General features: G+C 69.3%; 25 protein-coding genes. 18 read left to right on the top strand and 7 right to left on the bottom strand.

Annotated elements, in window-relative coordinates:
- Positions 1 to 353 precede the first annotated feature (353 nt).
- Entirely contained in the window at positions 354 to 3959 is a 3606-nt protein-coding gene (locus ACFYWI_RS02345) for a tetratricopeptide repeat protein (protein WP_389224159.1), read from the bottom strand.
- 149 nt (positions 3960 to 4108) lie between these two features.
- On the opposite strand from ACFYWI_RS02345, the gene ACFYWI_RS02340 reads away from it, so the two are divergent.
- The 5 genes from ACFYWI_RS02340 to ACFYWI_RS02320 all read left to right on the top strand — a co-directional run bounded on the left by ACFYWI_RS02340 (position 4109) and on the right by ACFYWI_RS02320 (position 7965).
- Positions 4109 to 4486: a hypothetical protein gene (locus tag ACFYWI_RS02340; protein WP_389224156.1), complete on the top strand. Its 378-nt coding sequence runs from the start codon at positions 4109 to 4111 to the stop codon at positions 4484 to 4486.
- Between the two features lie 538 nt (positions 4487 to 5024).
- On the top strand, positions 5025 to 6026 hold the full coding sequence (locus tag ACFYWI_RS02335; RefSeq protein WP_389224153.1) for a diacylglycerol/lipid kinase family protein: 1002 nt from the start codon (positions 5025 to 5027) through the stop codon (positions 6024 to 6026).
- Entirely contained in the window at positions 6023 to 6550 is a 528-nt protein-coding gene (locus ACFYWI_RS02330; protein ID WP_389224150.1) for a DUF1003 domain-containing protein, read from the top strand. Before ACFYWI_RS02335 ends, ACFYWI_RS02330 begins: the two co-directional genes overlap by 4 nt.
- 379 nt (positions 6551 to 6929) lie before the next feature.
- Positions 6930 to 7391 carry a GntR family transcriptional regulator gene (locus tag ACFYWI_RS02325; RefSeq protein WP_389224147.1) on the top strand — a complete coding sequence of 154 codons (462 nt, stop codon included), beginning with the start codon at positions 6930 to 6932 and terminating at the stop codon, positions 7389 to 7391.
- A gap of 1 nt (position 7392) precedes the next feature.
- Positions 7393 to 7965 (top strand): HD domain-containing protein, encoded by a 573-nt coding sequence (locus ACFYWI_RS02320; RefSeq protein WP_389224144.1) that lies wholly within the window; start codon positions 7393 to 7395, stop codon positions 7963 to 7965.
- On the opposite strand, the gene ACFYWI_RS02315 is transcribed toward ACFYWI_RS02320, so the two are convergent.
- Together ACFYWI_RS02315 and ACFYWI_RS02310 are read right to left on the bottom strand one after the other, a co-directional pair.
- On the bottom strand, positions 7953 to 8426 hold the full coding sequence (locus ACFYWI_RS02315) for an NUDIX domain-containing protein (protein ID WP_389224141.1): 474 nt from the start codon (positions 8424 to 8426) through the stop codon (positions 7953 to 7955). The two genes, ACFYWI_RS02320 and ACFYWI_RS02315, sit on opposite strands and share 13 nt — an antisense overlap.
- Positions 8427 to 8428: 2 nt before the next feature.
- Positions 8429 to 9145, bottom strand: a complete 717-nt coding sequence (locus tag ACFYWI_RS02310; RefSeq protein WP_389224138.1) for an XRE family transcriptional regulator — start codon at positions 9143 to 9145, stop codon at positions 8429 to 8431.
- Positions 9146 to 9849: 704 nt separating this feature from the next.
- Here ACFYWI_RS02310 and ACFYWI_RS02305 point away from each other — a divergent pair.
- From ACFYWI_RS02305 to ACFYWI_RS02245, 13 genes are all read left to right on the top strand, one after another.
- Positions 9850 to 10113 (top strand): DUF6284 family protein, encoded by a 264-nt coding sequence (locus tag ACFYWI_RS02305; protein WP_389224135.1) that lies wholly within the window; start codon positions 9850 to 9852, stop codon positions 10111 to 10113.
- Positions 10113 to 10388, top strand: coding sequence for a DUF6303 family protein (locus ACFYWI_RS02300; RefSeq protein WP_389224132.1), 276 nt, complete (start codon positions 10113 to 10115; stop codon positions 10386 to 10388). Before ACFYWI_RS02305 ends, ACFYWI_RS02300 begins: the two co-directional genes overlap by 1 nt.
- The gene (locus tag ACFYWI_RS02295; RefSeq protein ID WP_389224129.1) at positions 10388 to 11392 is read left to right on the top strand and encodes a DUF2637 domain-containing protein; all 1005 of its coding nucleotides are present in this window, start codon (positions 10388 to 10390) and stop codon (positions 11390 to 11392) included. The genes ACFYWI_RS02300 and ACFYWI_RS02295 overlap by 1 nt, the downstream gene beginning before the upstream one ends.
- Positions 11389 to 11754, top strand: a complete 366-nt coding sequence (locus tag ACFYWI_RS02290; RefSeq protein WP_389224126.1) for an RRQRL motif-containing zinc-binding protein — start codon at positions 11389 to 11391, stop codon at positions 11752 to 11754. Before ACFYWI_RS02295 ends, ACFYWI_RS02290 begins: the two co-directional genes overlap by 4 nt.
- Positions 11751 to 11981, top strand: coding sequence for a hypothetical protein (locus ACFYWI_RS02285; RefSeq protein WP_389224123.1), 231 nt, complete (start codon positions 11751 to 11753; stop codon positions 11979 to 11981). Before ACFYWI_RS02290 ends, ACFYWI_RS02285 begins: the two co-directional genes overlap by 4 nt.
- A 94-nt stretch (positions 11982 to 12075) precedes the next feature.
- Positions 12076 to 13635, top strand: coding sequence for a hypothetical protein (locus tag ACFYWI_RS02280; RefSeq protein ID WP_389224120.1), 1560 nt, complete (start codon positions 12076 to 12078; stop codon positions 13633 to 13635).
- 2 nt (positions 13636 to 13637) lie between these two features.
- Positions 13638 to 15722 (top strand): hypothetical protein, encoded by a 2085-nt coding sequence (locus ACFYWI_RS02275; protein WP_389224117.1) that lies wholly within the window; start codon positions 13638 to 13640, stop codon positions 15720 to 15722.
- A gap of 230 nt (positions 15723 to 15952) precedes the next feature.
- Positions 15953 to 16240, top strand: a complete 288-nt coding sequence (locus ACFYWI_RS02270; protein WP_389224114.1) for a hypothetical protein — start codon at positions 15953 to 15955, stop codon at positions 16238 to 16240.
- 158 nt (positions 16241 to 16398) lie between these two features.
- Complete coding sequence (locus ACFYWI_RS02265) at positions 16399 to 17268, top strand: bifunctional DNA primase/polymerase (protein ID WP_389224111.1); 870 nt, start codon at positions 16399 to 16401, stop codon at positions 17266 to 17268.
- The gene (locus tag ACFYWI_RS02260) at positions 17265 to 17582 is read left to right on the top strand and encodes a hypothetical protein (RefSeq protein WP_389224108.1); all 318 of its coding nucleotides are present in this window, start codon (positions 17265 to 17267) and stop codon (positions 17580 to 17582) included. The genes ACFYWI_RS02265 and ACFYWI_RS02260 overlap by 4 nt, the downstream gene beginning before the upstream one ends.
- Positions 17579 to 19117 carry a YfjI family protein gene (locus ACFYWI_RS02255; RefSeq protein WP_389224105.1) on the top strand — a complete coding sequence of 513 codons (1539 nt, stop codon included), beginning with the start codon at positions 17579 to 17581 and terminating at the stop codon, positions 19115 to 19117. Before ACFYWI_RS02260 ends, ACFYWI_RS02255 begins: the two co-directional genes overlap by 4 nt.
- A gap of 298 nt (positions 19118 to 19415) precedes the next feature.
- Entirely contained in the window at positions 19416 to 19646 is a 231-nt protein-coding gene (locus tag ACFYWI_RS02250) for a helix-turn-helix transcriptional regulator (protein ID WP_389224102.1), read from the top strand.
- A gap of 82 nt (positions 19647 to 19728) precedes the next feature.
- Positions 19729 to 20955 (top strand): tyrosine-type recombinase/integrase, encoded by a 1227-nt coding sequence (locus tag ACFYWI_RS02245; RefSeq protein ID WP_389224099.1) that lies wholly within the window; start codon positions 19729 to 19731, stop codon positions 20953 to 20955.
- Positions 20956 to 22093: 1138 nt separating this feature from the next.
- Here ACFYWI_RS02245 and ACFYWI_RS02240 read toward each other — a convergent pair.
- From ACFYWI_RS02240 to frr, 4 genes are all read right to left on the bottom strand, one after another.
- Complete coding sequence (locus tag ACFYWI_RS02240) at positions 22094 to 23221, bottom strand: PP2C family protein-serine/threonine phosphatase (protein WP_389224096.1); 1128 nt, start codon at positions 23219 to 23221, stop codon at positions 22094 to 22096.
- A gap of 192 nt (positions 23222 to 23413) precedes the next feature.
- Positions 23414 to 24796, bottom strand: coding sequence for a hypothetical protein (locus ACFYWI_RS02235; RefSeq protein ID WP_389224093.1), 1383 nt, complete (start codon positions 24794 to 24796; stop codon positions 23414 to 23416).
- A 310-nt stretch (positions 24797 to 25106) separates the two neighbouring features.
- Complete coding sequence (locus tag ACFYWI_RS02230; protein WP_389224090.1) at positions 25107 to 26237, bottom strand: phosphatidate cytidylyltransferase; 1131 nt, start codon at positions 26235 to 26237, stop codon at positions 25107 to 25109.
- Positions 26237 to 26794: a ribosome recycling factor gene (gene frr / locus ACFYWI_RS02225; RefSeq protein WP_389224087.1), complete on the bottom strand. Its 558-nt coding sequence runs from the start codon at positions 26792 to 26794 to the stop codon at positions 26237 to 26239. The genes ACFYWI_RS02230 and frr overlap by 1 nt, the downstream gene beginning before the upstream one ends.
- Positions 26795 to 26850: the final 56 nt, after the last annotated feature.

The raw sequence follows: 26850 nt of genomic DNA, 5'->3' as shown, positions 1-26850 counted from the left end.
CGCGCCTTGGAAGGCCCGCTCCGAAGCCCTCGCGGCCAGTAGCGGGAGGGTTGTCGGTGGTCGTTGTTGGTCGCTCCGGGCCACTGTTCGACGGCCCACAGACGGCCCGAGGGGCATGGAGACACGCGGCTCCGGATGGCGTGGCCGGACTGGCGAGCCACCCCGGTCGGGATGGCCTGGCCTGTCCTGCAGGTGCTGAGCCCCTGGGATCGATGTCCTGGCTGCGGACCCGAAACTTCAACTTCGGAATGGTGAGAGGCGCCTCAAGCGGGCGCGCAACGGTCTATCGGCCACAGCAGCTGTGGGGTGGCCGTGTTGGAGCGGTCCGTTCGATCAGGAGTGGCGGTGCCGGCTCATAGTTCCCGCTGGCGCCTGCGGCAGTAGTCGGCCGCTGGACCTGCTCCGATCTCCTCGTACAGCGCGGCTGCCTCGCCGAACATCCTCCGCGCGCTATCTGCATCGCCCCGCAGCCGGGCGATGTTGGCCAGGCTGTCCAGGGCGTCGGCCTGGCCGTGCCGGGCACCGATGCTGCGGTAGAGAGCCAGTGCATCGGCGGCGTGCTGCTGGGCTGTCTCCAGATCGCCCCGCAGCCGGACGATGTCGGCCAGGCCATCCAGGGCGTTGGCCTGGCCGTGCCGGTCACCGATGCTGCGGTAGAGGGCTTGGGCGTCGGTGGCGTGCTGCTGGGCTGTCTCCAGATCGTCCCGCTGCCGGGCGATTGCGGCCAGGCTGTGCAGGGCGTTGGCCTGGCCGAGCCGGCTACCGATGCTGCGGTAGAGGGCTTGGGCGTCGGTGGCGTGCTGCTGGGCTGTCTCCAGATCGCCCCGCAGCCGGACGATGATGCCCAACGTCCGCAGGGCGTTGGCCTGGCCGTGCCGGGCACCGATGCTGCGGTAGAGAGCCAGGGCTTCGACGGCGTGCTGCTGGGCTGTCTCCAGATCGCCCCGCAGCCGGACGATGTCGGCCAGGCTGTCCAGGGCGTTGGCCTGGCCGTGCCGGTTACCGATGCTGCGGGAGAGGGCCAGGGCTTCGGCAGCGTGCTGCTGGGCTGTCTCCAGATCGCCCCGCAGCCGGACGATGACGGCCAGGCTGTCCAGGGCGTTGGCCTGGCCGTGCCGGTTACCGATGCTGCGGGAGAGGGCCAGGGCTTCGGCAGCGTGCTGCTGGGCTGTCTCCAGATCGCCCCGCAGCCGGACGATGACGGCCAGGCTGTCCAGAGCGTTGGCCTGGCCGTGCCGGTTACCGATGCTGCGGGAGAGGGCCAGGGCTTCGGCGGAGTGCTGCTGGGCTGTCTCCAGATCGCCCTGGAGCCGGGCGATGTGGGCCAGGCCATCCAGGGCGTTGGCCTGGCCGAGCCGGCTACCGATGCTGCGGTAGAGGGCCAGCGCATCGGCGGAGTGCTGCTGGGCTGTCTCCAGATCGCCCCGCCGCCGGGCGATGCTGGCCAGATTCCGCAGGGCGTTGGCCTGGCCGTGCCGGTCACCGGTGCTGCGGTAGAGGTCCAGCGCCTCGGCGGAGTGATCAAGGGACTGGGTGTGAGCGAGGGTTTGGATGTCGCGGAGTTCGGTGGCGATGGCGTGGGCCGCGACGCGGGCGTCCTGAGCCAGTCTTTGTTGATGTACGGCTTCGGCGCGGGCGGTCACCGACAGACTGGTGGTAGGGAGAGGCGAAGTGCGGGGGGGCACCGTGGTGACAGTGGATGAGTCGTCGCGGACTCGGTCAGCAGAGGGTGAGGGTGCCCAGGTGGCTTTCTGCTCTGCCAGGGAGGCGCGAGTGAGCTGGAGGAGAGCCATGCAGCGCTGGTCGGGGCAGTTGCGTGCTGCGGTGAAGCCGGCTTTCACATGCTGGTCAGCGGTGTAGAGGTCCCAGGCGAAAATGGCGCGTTCGGCGTGGAGTCGGTGGACGTGGGCGGTGATGTGGGGGTCGTGGTCGGCGCGCTCAAGAGCTAGGTCTGCTTGGTCAGCGGAGCGGGACCATTCGGAGAGGCATGCGGCGACCTGGGAGCTCAGGCGGTGCAGATGAGCCTCGCGGAGCCGGGCAGGGACGGCGTCGGCCAAGGGCGGGAGCGGTAGCGCGTCACAGACGGCAAACGTTTGGGTGGATCCGTGAGGTTCAGCTGGGGGCTCGCTTCCCTCAGCAGTGGGCTCGGTCAGGCGGCGGGCGTCCGCGAGTAACTGTTCTGCGCGGGGGAAGTCGCCGGTGTTGACGAGGGCTTCGGCCAGGGCGCAGAGCAGTTCCCCAGTAAGGGGGTCGTCCGTCTGGAGGGTCTCCAGAGCTGTGGTCCAGTGTGTGGCGGCTTCGGCGTAGTGGCTTCGGCGCCACGCGGCCTGCCCGGCGAGCAGCGTGGCCGCGCGCACTCCGGGATGGTCGCCCTCCCGGTACGCGGTCAGGGCCAGGTCGGCGTGCTCGTATGCGGTCGTGTGGTCTCCTCGGGTGGAGGCGAGGTGGGCGCGGGTGAGGTTGGCGTCCGCGTAGACGATGGGGAGGGTGTGGCGGATCGCGGGGGCGGCGAGGGCGCCGTCGGTGAGCAACTGGAGGTAGAGGCCGTCGACCGGGTCGGACCTAAGGGCGCGGGCCAGCGCCTGGGTCCAGCTGGCGGTGTGCCTGTTGTCGCCGAGGGCAAAGCGGTGGTGTGCGGCCTCCACGCTGAACGCGCCCTCGGCCAGCGCCTCGTGGTATTCGGCTGCTGTTGAGTGCAGTTGTGGGAGGGTCCGCTCATTCGGGACGCGGTGGGTGTCGTCCTCGGTGAGAGCGGCCAGCAGCCAGTCACGGATCGTGCGGTGCAGCTGCCATTGCCCGGGGGTACCGGGCAGTTCCCGTATGCATGACATACGGCTGAGCGGTTCGAACCAGTCGTCATTCCCGGCCTGCGGCGGCGAGCCTGGGCCGAAGGCCACAGTGTGCAGGGCCTGGGGCGTGAAAGGGCCCAGTACCGCCGCCGCCTGCAGGAAACGCTTGTTGCGGTCGCTGATACGGGCCATCACATGGGTGCGCAGCCAGTCCTGGCGGTCGCCGCGCGCCAGTTCCTCCAGATCCACGGCTACGGCCCCGGTTGCCGACGTGCCGTCGACCGCGGCATCGTCGAGCAGTACGCCGGTGAGCGCGTCGGCGATCCAGGCGATTTCCGCAGGCATCCCCTGACTGCGTTCGGTGAGCACCCCTGCCAGGTCCTCCGGTCCGGGCAGGCCGCGCCGGGACAGGTACGCGCGGGTGTCGGCCGCCGTCCACGGCGTCAGTTCGTGCAGCTCGTACCGGCCGCTATCGGTGTCTTCGCGCCAGGAATCGGGGACGGCGGTGCCTGCCAGCACGACCCGCAGCCGTGGCGCACGGTCGATCACCTGCTCCAGTACGCCGGCGAACCAGCCGCCGACGCCCAGCGGCTGTTCGGGCCGGTGCCGCTCGGCCTGTATGTCGTCGAAGTACATCAGCCACTCGCACGTGTCCATCAGCAGCACGCACCGTCGCCGACGCACCGCACGGGCCACGGCCAGCAGGTCCCGCACCCAGCCCGCACGCCGCTCGCCCTGCGTCAGCGTGCCCGCGGTAACCGTCACCGGAGAGTCAACGATCACTGCACCGCGGCTCGCCCACTGCCAAACCCGCACCGACCACGTCCGCGGTATGCCGATCGCCTCGGCCTGCTGGACTGCCCAGCGCCGCCGCCACCACGGAGCACCGGCCGCCAGCGCCGCGCCGAGCTGGCGCAGCAGCACCAGCGCGGCCTGCTCACCGCCTTCAGCCTTGGCTGCCATGCCGGCCCGCAAGCTCGCGGCATCCAGCAACCGGACGCAGGAACCCGGCAGTGGTGGGGCGGCAACCCGTGCCAGCAGCGTGGACTTGCCCATGCCGGACACCCCTGTAAAGACCAGCACCCGAGCCCGGCCGTCGCCGTCCAGCAACCGTTGAGCTGCCTCAAGCGCCGCCCGACGGTCGGTGAACAGCCCCCCAACATCACCCATGGCGCCCCCACCCACCAACGACACTCATCAGCCTTCCCCTTGGCTGATTCCCCAACATCGTGACAGGTCCCCGGGGGACAATGAGGATGAAACGAGGAATGCCGGGCGAGGACCGTCACCACGCGTCCCGCAGACCAGAGGAGTCGCTGATGCTCGGTCCCAAGACCGTGGCCGCTGCCGGGGTAGGGGTAAGCGTCGCTACCGGCATCGTCACCAACCTCATCACCAGCCAATGGAGCTGGTCCCTGGCGGCCGCCCTAGCTGTGCTGGTTGTCGCTGGCGTCGCCATCGCCGTGCAAAGCAGCGGGAGCGGCGCTCCGAACCGTAGCCGGGTACACCAGCGGGCGAACCGCCACGGCCTCATCTCCGGTTCCGGCGCCACGGCACGTGACGGCGCCTCCGTGAACCAGAAAGCCACCCGCGCAGGGCGCATCACCGACTCGCCCGCCCTCAGCCGCGGCTCCGACGCCCGCCAGAGTGCAAGCCGAGGAGGCGAAATCACCAACTCCCCCTTGGACGCGAGCTGAAGGTTGCTGCACGTCAACGGATGATGCGCCGGGTACGGGATCGCCGTGTCGCCTTCGTCGCAGGCAGCTGCGTCGGCGTCGGCGTCGGCGTCGGAGCAGCAGACGACAGCTCCGCGGCACGGCCAAGGACGGCAGGCTCTTCTTCAATGAGCGTGGGGGACTGCTGGGCAGTTCCAGTGGTCAGCGGCGTGATCACGCTGGTCCGGCTCCGTGCCCCCGGCAGGATTCGAACCTGCGCACACGGCTCCGGAGCGCCTTTGATCACCGAGGGCCTGCTGCCGATACCGGCGTGAACGGTGGAGATGGCCGGAGAGCCAGCCCGTCGTGATCCCGACATGCATATGCCCGGGCTGAGCCGCAGGCTGGTGCCATAAGTCGCACTGTCGGACGGAGATGGCATGAAGGTAGTGGCGGCCGATCATGTGGCTGGACCGGGCCCCTGGTGGACAGCGCATTCGGCGCTGGGCGCGGCAACGGCACCCCTGGCGACGCCTGGGGTATGCGCCGGGCTGATAAACGCGGCCTGTCAGCTTTCGTCATGATCAAGAATGTGTCCCGACCGGTTGCCGCTGCGCGGCGGCCGTATCTGATCGTGAATCCCCGTTCGGGGGGAGGGAAGGCGAGCCGGTTCCGGATCGTGGAAAAGGCCCGGGCCTTGGGGGCTCAGGTCCTCCTGCTCGATCCATCCCAGCCGCAGGACCTGGCGGTGCTGGCCCGACGCGCGGTGGATGACGGTGCGGATCTGCTGGGGGTGGCCGGCGGAGACGGCACGCAGGCACCCGTCGCCAGGGTGGCCGCGGAGAGCGGTCTTCCCTTCGTGGTCATTCCGACCGGTACCCGCAACCACTTCGCATTGGACCTCGGCCTGGACCGAAAGGACCCCTCGGCCGCGCTGCGGGCCCTCACCGACGGCGTCGACCTGCTCGTGGATCTGGGCTTCGCCGGCGAGCGGGCCTTCGTCAACAACGTGTCCTTCGGCGCATACGCCGCCCTGGTGCAGGACCCGGCCTACCGAGAGGACAAGATCGGCACCATGATGCGGATCCTCCCGGAGTTCCTGGCCCGCCACGAGGGCCCACAACTGGTGATACGGGCCGGGCGGCCGACCGCGGACCGGCCAGACGCCGTGCTGGTCAGCAACAACCCCTACCGGGTGGGTGACCCGGCCGGCCTTGGCATGCGCGTCCGGCTGGACTCGGGATCCTTGGGACTGCTGGCCGCCAGGGTGGACACCCCCGCCGAGGCGGCCGCCATGCTGCGCAGTAGGCACGCCCCGGGCCTGACCCGGTTCACCACACGCGATGACATCGTCGTCGACGCCGACACCCCCGTCGTCCCCGTCGGGCTGGACGGTGAAGCCGTGATGCTGCCGACTCCTGTGCGGTGCCGGATCAGCCACCGGTCGCTGCGGATACGTGTTCCCCGCCACCGGTTCGGCCTCGCGCTCCCCGGACGGCCGGTGGGCTGGGCCTTGACCCGGCGGGCGGCAGCAGCCGTCAGGCCCCGGCCGGATCCCAAGCAGCGAGGACGATCGGCATGAACTCAAACCCAAAGGCGCACAGGCCGGCCGGTGCGCCTTTGCCGGGCGTGCCCCAGCACCTGAAGGCCCCCATCCCACCCGAGGTCGTCCTCGCCCGGCTGCGGACATCACAGGACCGGATCGCCGACGCGATCACCTCGTTCGCCGGGAGCCTCCAGTTCGTCTACATCCACGTCACATGGTTCGGGGTGTGGATCGCGGTGAACCTGGGTGCTTTCGGCAAGGCGGCAGTCTTCGACCCCTACCCCTTCGGGCTGCTCACCATGATCGTAAGCCTGGAGGCGATCTTCCTGTCGACCTTCGTCATGGTCAGCCAGAACCGGCAGGCCGCGCGGGAGAACGTCAGGGCGGACCTGGACTTCGAGAACAACGTCCGTTCCGAAGTGTGGTCGGCGCACATCGGGAAGCAGCTCGGCATCGACCCGGAAAGCATCGAGCGGCAGGTACAGGAGATTCTCAGGCAGAGCAGGGACGCGATGAGCGGCACTACGACCGGCCAGCCCCCCGACCCCCGAGAGCTCTAGACCAAATACGCTGCGTCGCCCGCGCAGTCCAAGGCCCCGGTGCCCTTCGCCAGGCTGCCCAGCTACGCCCGGTGCGGGACCGGGCCCCGAGCCGGAGCGCGCCCCCGCCGGAGGCATCAATCCTTGACGCGTAGCCGACGGATCAGGCCGCGTTTGCCCCATCGAGCCCCAGCTCCTCAGGCGTGCGGGCTGGAGCCGGGAGGAGATAGGGGCGCAGGCCCGGGGCGACGGGCGCGCGACGCCGCCTTGGGCCGCGGCGGAAGCGCCCTAGAGGCGGTAGGAACTTGTACCGCCCTCTAACCAAGTACGCCTGACACCAGGTGCGAAAAGATGCCGTGGCACGCTTGTGCGTGACCACGAGCACGAGAAGGGAGAGCGCGTGTCGCAGGAGGCCAGCCCTCGCGGAACCTTCCTCAAGATCGCCGATGTGGTGAGAGCGGAAATCGACGCCAAGCCAGAAATGGCCGAGCTGCCGTCAGCTGCGGAGCTCATGCGTGAGCATGGCGTCTCACGTGGTGTCGCGCTGCGTGTTTTCGACGTCCTGGAGAAGGAGGGGCGGGCAGAGCGGGTGCCTGGAGGCCGGTGGCGCGTTATTCGGCCGGGGCAGGAACGGGACCGCCGACCGCTGGCCGAGCTAGTCGCTGAAGTGATTCGTTCGGACAACCTCAACGTGGGAGACAAGTTCCCCAGCGCAAGCACCCTGGCTACGCGTTTCGGTGTCTCACGGCCAACGATGGCCAAAGCGCTCGACAAGCTCGAAGCAGCCGGCCTGCTGTCGGCGAGCCAGCAAGGGAAGCAACGAACGGTACTGGCCCTGCAGGGCCGAGGGGAGAGTTCGTAACGTGAGCAGCACGGGACTGACCGAATGGGCCTACGCGCTCGCGGAGTCGTTGCTCGCCGAGCCGCTACCGCGGCGATGGGCGCACTCACTCGGGGTCGCCGAGCGGGCTCGGAACATCGCGCCAATCATGAGCGCCGATGCCGAGCTGCTGGAGGCCGCGGCGGTGCTTCACGACATCGGTTACTCACCCGACCTCGCCAAAACCGGATTCCATCCGCTCGACGGCGCCCGGTACCTGCAGGACATCGCCAATGCTGACGTGCGCGTGATCCGCCTCGTGGCCCATCACTCCTGCGCTTGGATGGAAGCTGAGGCCCGGGGACTGCGCGAGGAGTTGGAGTCCGAGTTCCCCCGGGAGCGTCCGGAGCTCTCCGACGCGCTCTGCTTCTGCGACATGAACACGACACCGGACGGGACCCCAACGAATCCCGTCGACCGCATCAACGAGATCGCGGGGCGGTACGGGCCAGACAGTCTCATCGGCATGTTCATCCGGCGCGCTGAACCGGAAATCCTGGCCTGTACGGCCCGCGTACTTGAACGGGTCGCCGCGGTGAAGCGTCAGCCGATGTAGGGGGCCGCACGCTTCCGGTCCATGGCGTGCTCGATCCGGAGCCGCATCGTGGGGTGGATGTCGAGTTCTGCCAGGTCCGCTGGGGCAACCCAGCGGACCTGTGTCGTCTCGTTGCTCGTACGGACCTCCCCGCCAACCGGCCGGGCGCGGAAGCAGATACTGAACTGCTGCCGTGCTTCGCCGTCGTCGTACAGCATCACGTGACCGGGGTCCGTGTAGATCCCCGACATGTCGATGACTTCGGCCTTGATGCCGGTCTCTTCCCACACCTCGCGCACGACGGTGTCGCTGATGGACTCACCGACATCGTGACCGCCGCCCGGGAGTGCCCAACGGCCGTTGTCGGAACGCTGGATCACCAGCACCTCGCCAGCGTCGTTCTGCACGAACGCGACGACAGATGGCACCACCGAGTTGGCCGGCGGAGCGTCGGGGTCGTGAAGGTAGTCGATGCGTCCCATGCTCAAGCTCCCGTGAGGTCATGATCCGTCACCTGGCGCGCGCCTCCCCAGGTCTGTTCGATGCTATTCGCGTACGTGTCGAAGAGGCCGCCGCCCGGGAGGCGTCGCAGGTGCAGGACGGGCGCCATGTACGCGCCGATGCCGTAAACGTGGGTATTCACGAGCATCTCGTCGTCGGCCCGGAACAGTGAGTTGTAGAGCGTCGCGTCATGCAGCCGGAAGCCGATGTCCGGGTGGCTCTTGAACAGTGGGCGGTAGTTCATCAGGGCGTTGCGAATCTTGCCGTCCATGATCTGGTGCCCCTCGTCTATGCCGCGCTGCTTGACGGCTGCACAGTCCGGGTCTCCGAGCAGGATGCGCACCTGCGCGTTCCCCAGAACCTTGGCCTTGAGTAGATCGTGGAAGAGCGGGTCCTCCGAGAGCCACAGGCCGGAGTAGACGAGCACGTCGATGTGCGATTGGGCCCGCCCGTAGATCTCCCGCCACAGGCCGGCGGGCACCATGTGCCGATGCGGGTAGACCGTCACGATCTCCGCTTTGCTCAGGTCGGTCGCGCTGTCCACCGTACGGGAGTCTTCCCACAGAGTCGTCACCTCGACTTTGAGCACGGACGCCGTCGCGTACTGGTGCCGCCGATAAGGGACTTTCCCCTGCGTGATCCAGCGCTCAACCGTCTTCGGGTTGACCTCGATCGCTTCGGCCAGGTCCTGCACGTTCATGCCTTGCGCCAAGAGAGCAGACCGTAAGCGCTCGTTGGACATCTCAACCCCCGGTGGGACGTCTAGGGACTTCCCGACCGTAGCGAGATGACCCCCAGGTGTCCACACGTGGGGTAAACAACGCCCCTCACCTGCACCGATTCTGATTGAACGCCAAGAAGTCCCGGCGCGAAAACCGGAGAGTTCGCCGTCAGGCTTGACGGAGCTCGATGCGATACCTGTAATAGAGGTACTGCATTGGCAACTCAGGTCGATTGCGGGTCTCAGCCGCATCTGAGAGGGCCTTCTTTGGGCTGCTCGGAAGCGCTGCTCAACAACTGGACAGCGTGATCCACCGCAGCACCACGGCCGTGACGACGCCGGCCGAGGCGAGTGGAGACCAGCCGACCGAGACCGGGCCCGCGTCACAACCGGGCCCCACGCCCCGTGCAGGGGGACACGCCATCGGCTCTAAAGAACCGCGTGGCCGACATTGACGCCGCATACGCCCCGGGAACCAGACCTCGCCAGGGTCAGCGGCACCACGCGAATGGGAGGTCTGAACGACTGCGCAGCAAACGCTGCGGCCGGTTGCCTCCGCTGCTCGTCTCCTACGAGCAGCGCTGAGGGGAGCCGGAACTGCTGGTTCTAACGGCCTGCGGCCCCGGTGGTAGGACACCGGGGCCGCTGTGTTGAGCCGTTCCTACGTGAGAGGAACACCACTCATGAGGCACATCGGTGCTGTTCAGGCGGTTGTTACCGCCGCTGAGTTCGACCGCGAGCCCACGCCCGCCGAGCTGGACGCGATCGAGCTGGAGATGCCCGTCATCACGGCGGAGCTGGAGCTGCTGGACGCGCAGATCACGACCCTGGACCGCACGCCGTCGCCGCTGGACGTGCGCCGTATCCGGCGGGCCCGCCGACGGGTGCTCGCCGCCCGCCGTGAGCTGACCAACCGGGGCATCGCGGGTTCGTCGGAGGTGGCCTAATGGCCGCCACGTTCACGGCGCAGATGGCGCGCCGCCGGGGCCGGTGGCGTCTGTATGTGGTGCTGCTGAACACGCGGGCGCCGTGGCCGCAGCGGGACCTGGGTGGCAGCACGGTGGTGCCGACTGTTCAGGAGCGTTCACGGGCGCTGAACGCGCTCGGCTACGCGCTCACCGACGGTGCGCGGTGGGAGTGGACCGAGGACAGCGAGACTCCTGACGCCCCGTCGTCGGCGGTGCTGCTGATCGCGTCGGCCGCGGTACGGGGGGCGACGTGATGAACAGTGTTCAGATCCGTTCAGCCGAGCGTGCTCTGTCGGTCGGGACGTGGATGATCGTGGCCGGGGCGATGCTCTACTCGATCCTCACGGTCACCCCGCTCGCCGCCCGGCACACCCCCGATGAGTGGGACTGGACCGCGCCGATTCTGCCGCTGGTGGTGGACGCTGCGGTCGTCATTGTGGTCCGTCTCGATGCCGTCCTGGCGCGGCTGGGCGGGCACGGTGGCCGGTGGCCGGCGGTGCTGCGGTGGATGACCGGCTGCATGACCCTCGCGCTCAACGTGGCCGACTCCGCGCTGAGGAAGGACCTGGTCGGCGTGGCCGTGCACGCGGTCGCGCCGCTGCTGCTGATCGTTACGGCAGAGACCGGGCTCGCCTACCGGCGCGCGATCGCCGCGGCCGTTGCACGGTTGGAGGCGGAGCAGCGCACCGAGCGGACGGCAAGAGAGAGGGCCGCGACCGAGCGCCGGGAGGCGGCCGAGCAGCGGGCCCGCGAGGACCGCGAGCACGCCGCGACGCTGGCTCGTGAACAGCGCGAGCACGAAGCCCGCCTCGCCCGTGAACAGACCGAGCGGGAGCAGGCGGCACGGCGCGAGGAACGCGAGCAGGCCGAGGCCCGCGAGCGTGCCGAGCGGGAAGCACGTAAGCGCCGAGAACGCGAGCGTGAACAGCAGCAGCGTGAGCGTGAACGCCTCGAACGCGAAGCCGCACAGCTCCGCGAGGCGGAGCGGCTGGCACGGGAGCAGGCGGCCCATCGTGATCAGGCGGAGCGGGGGGAGCGGGCCGCGCGTGAACGCGCCGCACTGCTCGCCGGCGGCCCGGTGAACGAGAAGCTGCCCGAGGAGCGTGCCCGGCGCATCGTGCACGCCGCCTTTGGTGAGCAGATGCCGGTGCGGGCGGCTGCCGACCTGTGCGGCTGGTCTGTCGGCTGGGTCTCCACCCGGTACCAAGAGCACCGCGACACCGCCGCCGGCCGGACGCTCGAAGGCTCGACACCGTGAGCACACTGCCGGTCTACCGGTGGCGTCTCGCACCGGACGGCTACGCCACCTACCGCCAACTGCGGGCCCTGGGGCTGCGGCCCGGCGGGCAGGGCGTCGTCGCCGAACTGCAGCGGCCGCGCCGCCGGCGCGGGCCGCTGACCGCGTACCTGTACCGGATCGATCTGGCCGTGCCGGTGCGGCCGATGACCCCGGCCAAGCGTGCGGCTCTGGCGAAAGCGAATGCCGCGCAGAGGATCTGCCCGAACTGCCGCAGGGATGCCGGGTATCGCATCCCGCGCTCGCGCGGCATGTGCGGCACCTGCATCCACCACCAGGAACAGCGCACTTACCGACGACACCGTGAGGAGAGTTCCGTATGACCGGCACGACGACCGAGAACACGTCCGCCGCCCCGGCCCTGGTCACGTTCCACTGGGTGATGACCGTGCAGGCCCAGACCACGACCACCCTGTCGAACACGGCCCAGGTCCCGTCCGGTACCAGCCGCAGCCACGTCTACAGCACCCTGCGCGCCCACGCCGCCCGCGAGCTCGGCTCGTCCGACTTCGTGGTCCTGTTCTTCGCTCTGGAGCCGGACCGGCTCTGACCTGCACCACCTCGCCCAGCAGGGCCCGGACGCATCGCTTTGGACGGCACGCGTTCCGGGCCCTGCTGTTCTCCCGCTAAGGAGTGCACTCAGCATGGCCGACACCACCATCACTGCGGTAGCAGCCCCCGAGGCCGCACCAGGCATCCCTCCCCAGCAGCCACCCGACATCACACCCCCGGCGGCTGCTGCCGAGGTGGACCACAGGCCCGGCGGCTGGCCGGTCGTCCCCCTCGCGGTGACCGGTACGAACACCACCGCATCCCTGCTCGCGGCTGCTTCGCTGGTCGGCGGACCGGCCGCTCTCGCCGTCGCCGCCACCGGCGCGGTCGTCATCGCCGCGACGGCCGCCACTCGCAACCGCCGCGGCCAGCGAGGCAAGACCAAGACCGGCCGCGCTGCCCGTACCAGCGCGGCGAGGGGGACAACACCCCGCCACGGCATGGGACGGGTGCTGACGCAGTCCCGTAAGGGGAACGCCGACACCACTAAGGGCGCTGGTCGCGGCGGCCGGGGCAAGGCCGCCCGAAACGCCTCCGGTTCGTCGCTGTCCGGCAGGTCGGGTGTGCTGAACCGCGGCCCGGGACAGACACGAGCGTGGCCCGCAGGTACGGGTTCGGCATCCGCCGCGGACAAGGGCCGTGGGCGGGCAGGGCAGGTCAAGGCGCTGCGGGAGGCACAGCGGCAGGCGTCGCCGTCGCGGGCAGCACGCCGCGCTGAGAGGATCGGCGCGCGCCGTTCGGCAGCCGATGCCCGCCGCGCTGCCAAGACACAGGCCCGTACCGCGTCTCTCGCCCGTAAGGGCCCGGTGGCGCGTGCGGCCGCCAAGGGATTGAGCAAGGCGAGCAAGGCCCGCAGCGGTGCCGTTGACCGGGCCCGGACGGCGCGCGACCAGCGCGCGGCCGGGCAGGTCGGGCAGCAGCGCGCATCGGTACGCAAAGCCCCGGCCCGCAAACGGGCGAGGAAAGCGCTGTGGCGTTCCGCGGCCCGGCTCCAGGGCCGCCGACTGCTCGCCGCTCTCCTCGCGGGGGCGCTCGGCATCGTCGGGATGCTCACCACCCCGCTCGGGCGGAAGCTCGGCTGGGCCTGGCTGCATCACCCCGGCCGCCGCCTCTACGTCCGCATCCTGCGCACCGCCCAGGAACAGCGCCAAGCGCAGGACGAGGAGATCCGCGCGACTCAGCAGGACGAGGAGGCCGCCGCTGATGCGGAGGCGGCCGACGACAGCGCCGGGCAGGTCGGGGACCGGGCGGAGCGCCCGGCCGGCCTCGTTCCTGCATCCACCACCAGCACGAGTGAGGGAGAGAACGTGTCGGGATTCAGGTTCGAGGAGTACGCGGCCGAGATGGAGGCCGCCGCCAACGCATACGACCCGGACGGCTGCATGGAGATCCTCGCCATGGTCGAAGGGCTCCCCGCCGCGCTGACCAGCGTGGCGAACGTGATGAAGATCCTCGCCGAGCGGGCCGACTCCGAGTTTCCGCTGGAGAAGGAGGTCGCGGGCGCCTTCAACGACATCTTCGGTGCGCTGATGAGCGCCGTCGCGGTCGCCGAGGACATGGGCCCGCTGTTCCGGCAGGTCCACGCGCAGGACGTCGCCCGTCACGAGGACCCGCGCAACGGGCCCCAGGCCGAGAAAGGATGGAACGTCTGATCATGACCACCAACACCGCCTCTACGGGGCCGGTGTGGGACTGGGCTGCCGGTCACGGACCCGTGACCGGCGCTCTGTCCGCCACCACCGGATGCCTCGCGGTCGCCACCACCGGCGCCGCCACATCCATGCCGCCCGGCTGGGCGCTTGCCGTCGGCACCGCCGGGGCGATCGGCCACACCATCAGCAGCCTGCGGGAGCGGCTGTCCGCCCGCACCATCGGCATGCGGTCCGCCTCCTGGCTGGTCGGGGCGGGCTGGACGACGTGGGCCATGACCACCGGGCCACTCACGTGGGCCGCCCTCGGCTCGCTCGCCACCGTCGGCGTCGGCATCGCCGCGGCGGCCCGCTCCACCCTCCTTTACGAGGAGGCGCGGGAGCTGGAGGCCATCGCCGTCGCGGAACGGCAGGTCGCCCGCGAACTGTCCGCGGAACGCCGGGCGATCGCCGCGGAGTGGGTCGACCGCGTGCAGCGCGTCTGCAGCGTCACCCTGCGCGTGCTCGCGGTGGAGATGTGGCCCACCGGCACCGGATTCACCATCGACGCCGAACTCCCGCACGGCGGAACCACCTACGACAAGATCGCGGCCTACTCCGCGCAGCTTTCCGCGGATGCCCGGCTGCCGCACGGCTGCACCGCCGTGGCCTCGCAGGGCATCCACCAAGGGCGCGTGCTCATCGACGTGACCACGGTCAACGTGCTGATGGAGGAGCGCGCGTACCCGTCCGACTACACGCCCTTGTCGATCTACACCGGCATCCCGTGGGGCTACCGCACGAACGCGGAAGAGATCTGCGTTCACCTGCGCGAACAGTGCGCGCTCGTGGTCGGGCCGACCGGATCCGGCAAGACCAACATGGTCCACGTCATCCTCGCCGGATTCGCCCGCACCACCGACGTCCTGACCTGGGTGATCGACCTGAACGCCGGTTCCGCCGGCCTGCCTTGGGTGCGCCCCGCCCTCGACGCCGACGGAGCGTTCGTGGACGGCATGGCACCGGGTGTGGACTGGCTCGCCTCCACCTACACGGAGGCCATGGCGATGCTGGAGACCGCCCTCGCAGTCGGGCACCACCGCAAGGTCGCCTACCAGGACCTCATGGCCGAGCGGAACACCGACCAGCTCCCCATCAGTGCGAAGATTCCGCAGATCATGCTGGTGATCGACGAGGGCGCGGAGATCCTGACCAGCACCGACCGGACCATGAAGGAGCTCGCGAAGAAGATCCTTGAAGTGATCCGGATGCTGCGGGCCATGGGCATCCGCACCGTGTTGACCGCGCTCGGTGCCACCGGATCCGTGCTCGGCAACCTGATGATCCGCCGCGAGGCCAAGGCCCGCGTCTGCCTGACCGGCGGCGAGGTCGAAGGCATGGATCTGGGCAAGGTGTTCCCCGGCTCCCGCTGTCTCAAGGTCGACCAAGCCCCCTACAAGGGCGCCGGATTCATGGGGACCCCCGAATCCCCCGCCGCGCTGTTCAAGAACTGGCGCATCCTGCCCAACCAGATCCGCGACATCGTCACCGCCACCTCCGACATGCATCCGCGCCTCGACGACATCTCCCGCCAGGCGGCCGGCGACGCCTACGCGAACCGGTGGGACCCCGAGCGCACCGCGTTGATGCGGAACACCACCCACAACCCTGTGGACGACACCGCGCAGCCGACCCGCGCAGCGGGAGGGCTGAACCTCTCCGCCCTCCGCAACGAGCACCCGAAGGCAGGCCCGCCCGTGGTGGACGAGGACGCGCTCGCGCGGAAGTTCCGCGAGGAGATCGACGCTCAGTTCGCCACGGCTCCCGAACCGGGGACGGACGAGCAGGAGCAGCCGCCGGCCGGGCCGAGGCTGAACCTGTCCGCGCTCCCTAGCGGCACCACGGACACCGGACCGGCCTGGCTGCCCGACGCCATCGTCGCGATCCGAGACGCGGGCACGGCAGGCATGAAGCCGTCCGCCGTCGCCGACCACGTAGGCCGCAGCCGGCAGGCCGTCCGCGACGCCCTCAAGGCCGCTGCCGAGCGGGGCGAGCTGGTCTACCGGGACAACGGCCCGCATTCCGTCTACGTCCACCCCGACCACGCCTGAACCCTTGCAGAGCGCTACCGGCTACTGGCTACCGACAACTTGCCACTAGCCAGCAGAACACCCGTTCACTGGCCATGAGAGGCCCTGACAGGCCCTTTCCCGCTTGCCAGTAGCCAGTAGCCAGTAGGCACTACGACCACACACCGTCACCACGACACCTGGCAGCACCCGACATGGCAGGCGCTGTCCTCCGTCTTCCCCGACTGCCCAAGACGCCCAAGGAGGCCGTCATGCGTCACCGCGAACCGCCCGGATTAACCGCCCCTCACATACCCGCCGACCTCTACCGGCAGGCCGAGCGCGAGGGACGTCCCATGGTCATCGTCCAACAGGCCCCGGTGGCAGCCCGGCCCGGCCGGCACTACCTGATGCCGCTCGCCGTCGTCTTCGCGGCCGTCATCGGCATCCTCGGCACCATCGCCGCCGCCATGGCCTTGTACGAACTCGCCATCACCTTCGCGGCCGGACCCATCGGGCTCGGCATCACCTACAAACTCGCCCGCTCCAAGGCCAAATGACGCCCGGGACGGGCCGCCCACTCTCGCCAAAGAAGCGCGGCCCGTCCCGGCTGTCCAGTCCCGTCAAGAGATCTGGAGACCTCCAGCATGACCCAACCGACCATCATCCGACGACAGTCGGGCGCCTTACTCACCACCACGCTTTTGGGGGCGGCGGCGTGAGCACACATCTGCGGACCGCTCTGGACCTGGCGGCAGCGGGCGTGCCCGCACTGCCGCTGCGAGAAGGCAAACTGCCGTTTGGCAACTGCCGGACCTGCGCCGATGGCGCCTGCGGTGGGCGCCCGAACATGAAGAGCGCAGGAGAGTGCCAGTGCCCCGGCGTATGCCACGGATGGGCCGCAGCCACCACCAATCCGGCCGTGCTCACCTCCCCCGCGTGGGTGGCAGCGTGGCGCGAGGCCCAAGCCGTCGCCTACCACCCCGCAGGGGCCGAACTGACCGTCGTGGACCTGGACGACGCCCACGCCATCACCTGGGCCCGTCAGACCCTGCCCGCCACCAGGACCGTTCCAACGACCCGCGGCGAGCACTGGATCTACCTCGGGGCCATGCAGTCGGCCAACAACGTCCGGCCGGGCGTGGACATCAAGTCGCGCAGGGCCTACGCCCGCTGGCTCGGCCCCGGCAGCGGCACCATGACACCCCTGCCGCCGGCCGTCCTCGCCCTGGTCGAAAGGGAAGAGACCACCCCCGCCCCGGGGAGAGTGGTCTCTTCCGTCCCTGAGCGCGCCACCTGGGATGCGACCGTGGCCACCGGATGCCGTCACACCGAGGGCTACGTGCGCACCGGCCTGGAGCGCGGCGTTGCCCTGGTGAGCAGCCGGACCGAGTCCGGGGCCGGGTCACAGGCGTTCGGCGTCGCCCGGTTCCTGGCCGTCCAGCACGCGCAGTGCCCCGGCCCGTGCGGGCTGGAGTACCTGACGGAGCAGATCGTCTCCGCCGCCGTGTCGGTCGACGTGCCCGAGCCGTACGCCCGGCGCGCGGTCGCCAACGGCCTCAACACAGCGCTGGGGAGGCAGGCGTGACAACCTACACCGACCCGCCGGTCGTCATCACCGGCATCATGCCGGGCCTGCCCATTCGGATGACGCTCGTGCCGCCGGTCGCGGACTGGCTCTGCCGTTGCAGTCACCACGAACGCGCCGTTAGCCGCGCCGCCGTCGTCGAACTCACCACGCGAGTGCGCGTCGACCACTGCCCGCACCCCGCCGACGAAGCCGCCGTCGCCAAGACCGTGGACGGGGAAGTCGCCGCCCGCAAGGGCGTCCCCCCTTCTGCTCTTTGCCCTGACCCGCACCCGACCGCTCGGAGCGCGCCTGGAAGGAGGGATGCCGCATGAGTTCTGAGACGGATCTATGGGAGGGGTTCGACCCGCTCGCCGTTGAAGCGATCACCGGCCCGGTGTGGGACGAGCCGGTACCGCTCACCGGTCATCGGGATCTGCCCGGCTTCCCCGTGCACGCCTTGCCCGCCTGGCTGGGCGACATGGTGGCCGCCGTTGCTGAGGAGACCCAGACCCCGGCAGACCTCGCCGGGTGCCTGGCTCTCGCCGTCATCGCCACAGCGGCCGGCGGCCGTGCCATGGTCTGCGTGCGGGGCCGATGGCGCGAACCGGTCAACCTCTACACCGCCGTCGCCCTCGATCCGGGCAACCGCAAGAGCGCCGTGTTCGCCCTCATGACCGAGCCCCTGATGGCCGTGGAGAAGACCCTCGTGGAACTCTCCGGCCCCGCCCGCGCGGAAGCCGAAACCACCGCCCGTCTCGCCAAAGCAGCCGCGGACAAAGCAGCGGCGAAGGCCGCGAACGCGGAAGCGGGCATGCGGGATCAGCTCACCGCCGAAGCTGTCGCGCTCGCGCAGGCCGCCGAGGAAATCAAGGTCCCGTGCAAGCCGCAACTCGTTGCGGACGACGTGACCCCAGAGGGCCTGGCCACCCTGCTCACCGAGCAGGAAGGGCGGATCTCGGTGCTGTCGCCGGAGGGGGGCATCTTCGACATCATCGCCGGACGCTACAGCGGTGCCCCCAACATGGAGATCTTCCTCAAAGGCCACGCCGGGGACATGGTCCGGGTCAACCGGCAGGGCCGCGACGCCCAGCACATCGAGCGCCCCGCCGTGACGATGGGGCTTGCGGTGCAGCCCGAAGTGCTCGAATCCATCGGGCAGATCAAGGGCGCCGACGGGCGCGGGCTGCTCGCCCGCTTCCTGTACGCGCAGCCCGAATCCCTGGTTGGCCGGCGCAACCTTACGCCGGAACTCATCCCCGACGATGTCGCGGCTGCCTACGCGCAGCGTCTCGGTGGGCTGGCTATGGCCATGAACGGGTGGACGGACCCTGCGCTGCTCACGCTCGCGCCGGAGGCGGATGCGGTGATGCTCGCCTATCAGAAGGTCACCGAATCGCGTATCGGCAAGGGCGGGGCGCTCGCGGCCGTCGTGAAGTGGGCCAGCAAGCGCGACGGGGCCGTCGCCCGGGTCGCCGGACTGCTGCACCTTGCCGCTCACCCCGAGGGCGGGTGGCAGCGGCCCATTGCGGCCGTGACGCTTGCCGCCGCGACCGAGCTGGGGGACTACTTCACCGCCCACGCCCAGCACGTCTTCGACGCCATGGGCGCCGACCCCGCGCAGGAAGCGGCCCACCAGGTGCTCACCTTCCTCCGGGAAACGCGGCTGAGCGGCTTCACCAAGCGTGAGCTGTTCCGGCAGCTCTCCCGTGGCGACTTCCCCGCCATGGCCGACCTGGACCCCGCCCTGGTGCTGCTCGAGGAACACGGCTGGCTCCGTCAGCAGCCCCCGCTCCCGCGTACCGGACGCGGCGGCCGGCCACCCTCGCCCCGCTACGAGACCCACCCCCGGCTCACCCGCAGCGCCTGACAGAACCCCCGCCGGACCGACAGAACTGACAGAACCTCCATGACACCGCGCTGACCTGCGTCGACGGCCGATTCGGCGGCTGTGACAAAACCTCCGGAAACTCCGACAGAACCGAACCGGCCGCGGCGGCTGGTCGTGACAAAAGTCCCGACCCGGAGGTTCTGTCGGAGTTTTCGCGGGTTCTGTCACGACCGATACAGCAACCGAACCCGCAGGTCAGCGACGTGGAAGCCAGGTTCTGTCAGTTCTGTCAGCGATTCCTGGGTTTCTGATCCCCGCCTGACCGAGGGATCCGCTCATGGCGACACCTTCCGCCACGAACACCCTCCGGGCCGAACTGCCCGACCGCTACCTCACCCCCGACGACATTGCCGAGATGTTCGAGCTCCCGAGCGTGGAGACCGTCTACGCCTGGCGCAAGAAGCGCACCGGCCCGCCCGGATTCCGCGTCGGCAAGCACCTCCGCTACGACCCTGCCGCCGTCCGCGCCTGGGTCGAGCAGCAGATGGCCGCCGACAGAGCCGCATAACGAACCCCAGCACAGCACCCACACGAGGGAGGGCCGCCCAGCGGCCCTCCCTCGCCGCGTTGCGAGAAGGGACCCCGCCTCAATGGCAGGCCACATCCAAGACCGCTGGTACAAGACCGCACCCGGACCCGACGGCAAGCCCGTCCGCGTCAAGACAGACCGCCACGGCACCGGCATGCGCTACCGCGCCCGCTACATCGGCCCCGACGGCACCGAGAAGTCCAAGAGCTTCCCCGACCGACAGAAGCGCCTCGCCGAAACGTGGCTCACCGACATCGCGTCCGACATGTCGCGCGGGCAGTACATCGACCCCCATGCCGCTCGGATCACCTTCAAGGGCTACGCCGAGAAGTGGCTCAACGCCCACACCGCCGACGTGTCCAGCCAGATCGTGACCGAGCAGCGGCTGCGCCTGCACGCGTTCCCCGTCCTCGGCACGCGCCCGCTCGACTCATTCCGCCCCGAGCACATCCGCGGACTCGCGAGCGCCCTTGAGGCGAACCCCGCCGTGAGCGGCGCGTACGCACGCAACATCTACGGTGACGTTCGCGCCGTGTTGAGCGCGGCCGTCGACGACGGTCTGTTGCCCCGGAACCCGTGCTCTGCGAAGTCTGTCCGCCCCCCGTCGGCAGAGCGCCGGCGCGTTGTGCCGTGGCTGCCGACGCAGGTGCACGCCGTACGCGCAGCACTCCCCGAGCGGTACCGAGCCATGGTGGAAACGGGCGCGGGGTGCGGGCTCCGTCAGGGCGAGATCGTGGGACTCGCCGAGGACGCACTCAACTTCGAGGGCGGCATCCTGCACGTCGTCCGGCAGGTCAAGCTCATTCGAGGCAAGGCAGTGTTCGCTCCGCCGAAGTGCAACAAGGAGCGAGACGTACCGCTTCCGTCGTCGGTGGCTGAGGCCCTGCGTGCCCACATAGACACCTGCAAGCCGGTTGAGATCACACTGCCGTGGCGGAAGCCGGACGGGCCGAAGGTGTCGGCCCGCCTCCTGTTCACGAACACCGCAGGCGGGGTCGTGTGGCGCAGCAACTTCAACATCCAGGAGTGGAAGCCCGCGCTCGCGGTGGCTGGCCTCATCCCGGACGCCGGGGAGGACGGCAAGTACGAGTCTGCACGCGAGCACGGCATGCACGCGCTGAGGCACTTCTACGCGTCCGTTCTGCTGGACGCCGGGGAGAGCATCAAGGCCGTCAGCCAGTACTTGGGGCACACCGACCCGGCACTGACGCTGCGGGTGTACGCGCACCTTATGCCGTCGAGTCAGGAACGGACGAGGAAAGCAGTGGACGACATTTTGTCCGTCTGAGCTGCCGACGACCATCGCGCTTGAAACCACGTCGCCGATCGTCCCGGGCGGCTACCTTCAGTAACACCTTTCGCACGGTCTGCAATGGGCACACTGCTGATATGGGGGAGATTCTGCTGCCTGCAGTGACCGGGATCATCGCTGCCGTCCTCGGATGGGTTGGCGCACGCGCGCAAGCAAAGGGAGGGCATGCCCAAGCGGCCGCAGCTGACCGAAGTGCCATCGTTCAGGCCGACGCATCACGCCTTCAATGGATGCAATCAAGCGCCGTGAATGCCTACACGGCCCTAGTCACCGAGGTTCTGGACTTTGAGAAGTTGCTGACGCAATTCAACTTCGGCCTAGGCCCGGCCGTACTCGGTCGGCGCAAGGTCAACTTCACCACCCCATTGACACAGGATTGGGCCCGCATGCCTCCTCGCGGGCTCCCCAACCCGCCTAGACAGCTACCACCATCCTCGCCAGGTACACGACGACTTCGGCCATGGCCTGGACGGCTCGGTGAGCAACGTCGCCGGTTCAAGAAGGAGAGCCAAGAGCTTTACGCGCCGCTGGTCACAAGTGTGAAATCGATGCGCCAGGCGTGCGCAGTCATTGAGATGCATGGGCCAGAGGACGTAGTCATCGCGGCGTATCTTCTCTTGGCAAGATGCGAGACGTCTCTCAACAAGGCGTTCGAGAGGGTGGCTAACTTGACCCCGTTAGACATCGACGCTGAAGTCACACGGCTACGGGCCGAGCGCTGGCGCTTTGCCGAGCTGGTGCGCCCTCATATGGGTGGCACACCTACGCCTAGTCGTCCGTAGACGGCCCAGAGACGGCCCGAAGTCAGTCCCAGCGCACCTGCGCAGCGAGAACATGCTGGTGAGAGGACCATCACAGCTGCCGAACGCCAGTTCTCCGGGCTTCGGCATGGTGCTACCAGTGTCTCAGACGGATACCTGTGGCCTGGGGGGCATGTACTACCCGGCAGGCGTGGCTGGTCGGTGTCGGTCACTGTCGGCCGTCTCGGACGGCACACCGACCGCCGGTCCGGGATGGGCCCGCCGACAGAGGGTCCGAGCGAGATCGGCTGACCCCTGCCGGGCAGCGCTTTTCCCCGGTCGGTGCCCTGTGACTGCATCGGCTGTCTGCCGACTCATTCGCGCCGGTCAACGAGGAGCATCGCCACATCGTCCCCCAGGCAGCCCTGGGTGTGCCGGATCAATCCCTGGTGCAGTTGTTCCAGAAACTCCTGCGGGGTGCGGGCAAGCACCGCTTCCATGGCCTCGGACAGGGCGAAGAAGTCGTTTTCACGACCACGGGCTTCGAGCACACCGTCGGTGTACAGCAGCAGACGGTCGCCGGGTACGAACGGATAGCTCTCCGCCTTGCCGGAAAGACCGGTGATGAGGTCTTCCAAGCCGATGGGCGGCAAGGGGAAAGAGGGCATCAGGGTCTGAACCCTGCCCTGGCGCAGCACCAGTGGAGGCTGGTGGCCTCGGTTGACCACCTCGACCACCGGTCTGTCCGACACCTGGGCCACGAGCGCGGTGACGAAGCCCTCCATCAGAGCTTCCTGATCGACCGCACCCGACCCGGGGTGCTCCCGTTTCAGGGCAGCCGCGCAGTGGTTTATCACCTCCCCCAGTTCATCCTCATAGTGCGCGGCCTCCCGGAAAGCGCCCAGCACCGCTGCGGCCGCGCGCACAGCAGGCAGCCCCTTGCCCCGAACGTCCCCGACGATCATCCGGACTCCGTAGCGGGTCTCCACTGCCTCGTACAGATCACCGCCGATCTGCGCCCCCGTCTCGGCCGCGAGGTAGATGCTGGCCGCCCGCACCGGGCCCAGCCGGGCGGGCACAGGCCGCAGGATGACCTCTTGTGCTGCCACGGCGATCCGGCGGAGCTGGTTGAGCTCGTTCTCCCTGCGGGTACGCACGGCGCTGCTCGTCGCGACACTGGCCACCGACACCACGAGAAGAGCCAGAAGGTTGCTGTAGACCTGCTGACTGCCCCATGCCTGGTTGTAGGTGGCGGTGGTCACGCTGACGGCCAGGGCCAAAGCCGCTGCCGAGATGGTGCCCCGGGGGCCCATCGTGACCGCGGCCAGCGCCGGAGTCGCGGTGAGGAGGGGGCCGGTGTACAAGAAGTGCGCAGGCGAGAATTCGATGCCCAGCACGAGCAGGGCGATCGCGAAGGGCACACACTGCGCAAGCGTGAAGAGAATGGCCCGGCTGTGTCCGCCCGCTCCTGGTCGGGGAGATGAGCGGAAGATCGTCCGCATGGGTACAAGCCTGCCTTGTCGAAGCTCGCCGTTCCACTCATCGCTCTTCCTGGTCGGCCGTGCGGACCAGTGTCGTCGCCGACGCAGTCCGGTGCCCCGTGGCCGTTCGCGGGTGCTGTCGGCGCCGACGGGCGCGGTCCGGACACAGGGCGCGGTCCGGACACAGCAGGTGTGAGCGTTGGAGACCGGCAGTCAGCCGCCGCGCTCCACGGCCGCCGCGCCGGGCCCGGCGTCGGGCGGCCCGTCCTCGGTGTCCGCAGCCGCCCCATCCGCGGCGCCGAGAACGCCGAGGACCGCCAGGACGACCACGACGAGCACCAGCACAAGGACCACAGAGGCAGGCGTCGGGTAGTCCCACAGGAACAGCACGAGAGCTCCGGCTGCGACGACGACGGTCGTGGTCACGGGGCGATGCGTGTGCAGCCAGCGCCCGACCGCGCCGGTGCGCAGCCCCGACCGGGCGAGAGCGTGTCCGGCGGCTTCGGTGCCCCGGGCCACGGGGGAGCGCACCGCGCGGGCGCCCTGGCCGGGTCCGTACAGATAACCCGCGGCCACGGTGATCAGCGCGACGACGAGTACCGTGACGGCGGCCTGCCGGAGGAATCTGACCAGTGTGTCGTAGACGGACGCCGCGGCGTCCTGCGTCTGGGCATCCGGGGGTACGGCATCCAGCCCGACCACGCGCATGACGGCGAGCGCGACGAGCAGCGCGCACATCATCACGCCGACGCCGAAGCCCGCGGCCATCAGCGCCACCCGGTGCGACGGCGCCACCCACACGCCGAGAGCCGCGAGCACGACCACCGCCACAGGCAGCCAGACGCCGAGGATGCCCAGCAGACGGGCGGCGTCCTGGGCTTCGCCCAGATTGTCGTTCCGCACCAGCACTATCGACTTGTCGACCCCGGGAATGTTCTTACCATCGATGACCTTCGTGCCCAGAAGCTGCTCCTGCATCTCGTCGATCACGGTGCCGACGTTGAGGACGATGGTGTCGCCCTTGGCCTCGATCACGCCGCCTCCCTCGCCGGTGAGGACGGTCGAGACGGCGGAGTGCGCGCGTCGGTTGACCTCGTCCCATGCCGTGGCGAACTGGTCGCTGGTCACCACCTTCTGCACCACGTAGTGCACGACGGTGGTCAGCCCGCTCTGCAGCGGGCCGTCCAGCGACTTGGCGGCGTCGACGACGAAGGAGGGCGCGTCACGGTCGGCCAGGGTGTCGGCGATGTCGTCGGCGAGATCCTCGGTGATCCTGCGTGCGTCGATGACATCGATCAGGCGGTCCGTGACACGGTCGATCACCAGGCTCTGGACGGCGGGATTCCTGGCGAGGGGCGAGACGGTCTGCTCGTACCGGTCGGTGTCGTTGACCTCGGAGTTCACCCAGGTGGCGACGACGCTGACGGGCGCCAGCAGGATGGCCAGCACCAGGAGCACGGACGCTCCGAATTGCCGCAGGCGGCGGTGGCGCAGGCCCTCGGCACTGCGGAGACGGTCGTACTCCGCTCGCTCGGCATCACTCAGGGGGCCACTGTGCCGATGGGCCTCCGGGCCGGAGGCGGCGGACGGGTCCATGGGTGCTCCCTCTGCGGGCATTCCGCGGCCCCGGTGGGGTGCTCGCCCTGCGGGTGCGAGAGCCGCGGAACCGGCCGGCTCTCTCTCGGTCCATCGTCAGCCATCGGCAGCCGGCACGCATCACCCGCCTGCTCAGCCCCCATCACCCCTGCCGGGTGATGTCGGGGGCCTTGGCCTGCACCTGCGCGGAAGGCGGCCCGACGGGCACGTGGCGAAGCCCGCTCTCAGCGATCACGCCGGAAAACGACGAGGGGGCTCACCGTGTGAACGGTGAGCCCCCTCGTCCTGAAGCCCGTGGAGCCGTACGCGGTCAGCCCGAGCCGACGAACAGCACCAGCAGCAACCACACCACCGGAGCCGTCGGCAACAGCGAGTCCAGCCGGTCCATGATTCCACCGTGGCCCGGCAGCAGTGTGCCCATGTCCTTGATGCCGAGGTCCCGCTTGATCATCGACTCGCCCAGGTCTCCCAGGGTGGCGCTGACCGCGACGGCGAGGCCGAGCAGCAGTCCCTGCCACCAGGTGCCGCCGTCGATGAGGAACTGCATGCACAGCGCGCCTGCCGCCATCGCGAACGCGACCGCGCCCAGCAGTCCTTCACGCGTCTTGCCGGGACTGATGCGCGGCGCCAGCTTGTGCTTGCCGAAGCGCCAGCCGACGGCGTACGCGCCGGTGTCGCTGACCACCGTGAGCAGCAGGAACGTGAGTACCCGCTCCGGTCCGTCGTCCGCGGTGAGCATGATCGACACGAACGTCGCCAGGAACGGCACGTAGAACCCGGCGAAGACAGCCGCGGTGACGTCCTTGAGGTAGCCCTCGGGCGGCTCGGTCATGCGCCAGACCAGGACGGCGAGCGCGGTGAGCGCCATGGCGACCCAGGCGCCTTCCGCGCCGCGCACATAGCCGGCCACGACCATGGCCGCGCCGCCGACCGCGAGGGGCACCAGCGGGGCCTTGATCTGCTTGCGCTCCTCGAGCCGTGAGGTCAGCTCCCACAGTCCGACGACCACGGCGACTGCTATCACGCCGACGAACACGGCCTTGACGAAGAACAGCGAGACGACGATCACCGCCCCGAGCCCTGCCCCGACCCCTATGGCAGCCCTCAGATCACGGCCGGCCCGCTTCTTCTGCGGCGGCTCGGGCACGGGGGCCGGTTGCGGGGTGTGCATGGGCTCCTGCGGCATTTCCTCGCGGAACGAAGGGCCGTTCGGCCGAGCGGCCCCCGGATCGCGGTCGTCGCGGCCGTCGCCGCCGTTGCGGTTCTCGGCGTCTCTACCTGCGTCGGGAAACTCCGGCACGATGGGCATGGGCCGAGTCTGCTGTGCGTCATGCCCGTCGTATGCGGGACCCGCCGGGAGGGGCCCCTGGTCGGGCGGCGGCCATGCCCCGGCGTATCCGGCGCCGTGCGGGGCCCCCGCCCCCCAGGAAGAGTCGTTCATCAGACCTCGAGCAGCTCGGCTTCCTTGTGCTTGAGCAGCTCGTCCACCTGCGTGACGTACTTCGCGGTGGTGTCGTCGAGCTCCTTCTCCGCACGGCGGCCCTCGTCCTCGCCGACCTCGCCATCCTTGATCATCTTGTCGATGGCTTCCTTGGCCTTGCGGCGCACGGAACGGATCGAGATCTTCGAGTCCTCGGCCTTGCTCTTGGCGACCTTGATGTACTCGCGGCGGCGCTCCTCGGTGAGCTCGGGGAACACCACCCGGATGATATTGCCGTCGTTGCTCGGGTTGACGCCCAGGTCGGAGTCGCGGATCGCCTGCTCGATGTTGCGCAGCGCGCTCTTGTCGAACGGGGTCACCACGGCCATCCGCGGCTCGGGCACCGAGAACGACGCCAGCTGGTTGATCGGGGTGAGGGCGCCGTAGTAGTCCGCCACGATCTTGTTGAACATCGCCGGGTGCGCACGCCCGGTGCGGATCGCGGCGAAGTCATCCTTGGCGACCAGGACGGCCTTCTCCATCTTCTCCTCGGCCTCGAGGAGGGTCTCTTCGATCACCACTTGCTCCTGCGTGTTGTGGAATAGGCCCGGCGCACAATGGGCCGGCGGAACCT

It is taken from the genome of Streptomyces sp. NPDC002889 (assembly GCF_042888425.1).
Lineage (GTDB): Bacteria > Actinomycetota > Actinomycetes > Streptomycetales > Streptomycetaceae > Streptomyces.
The sequence above is the reverse complement of the archived record's forward strand: the minus strand, read 5'-3'. Positions and strand labels throughout refer to the sequence as shown.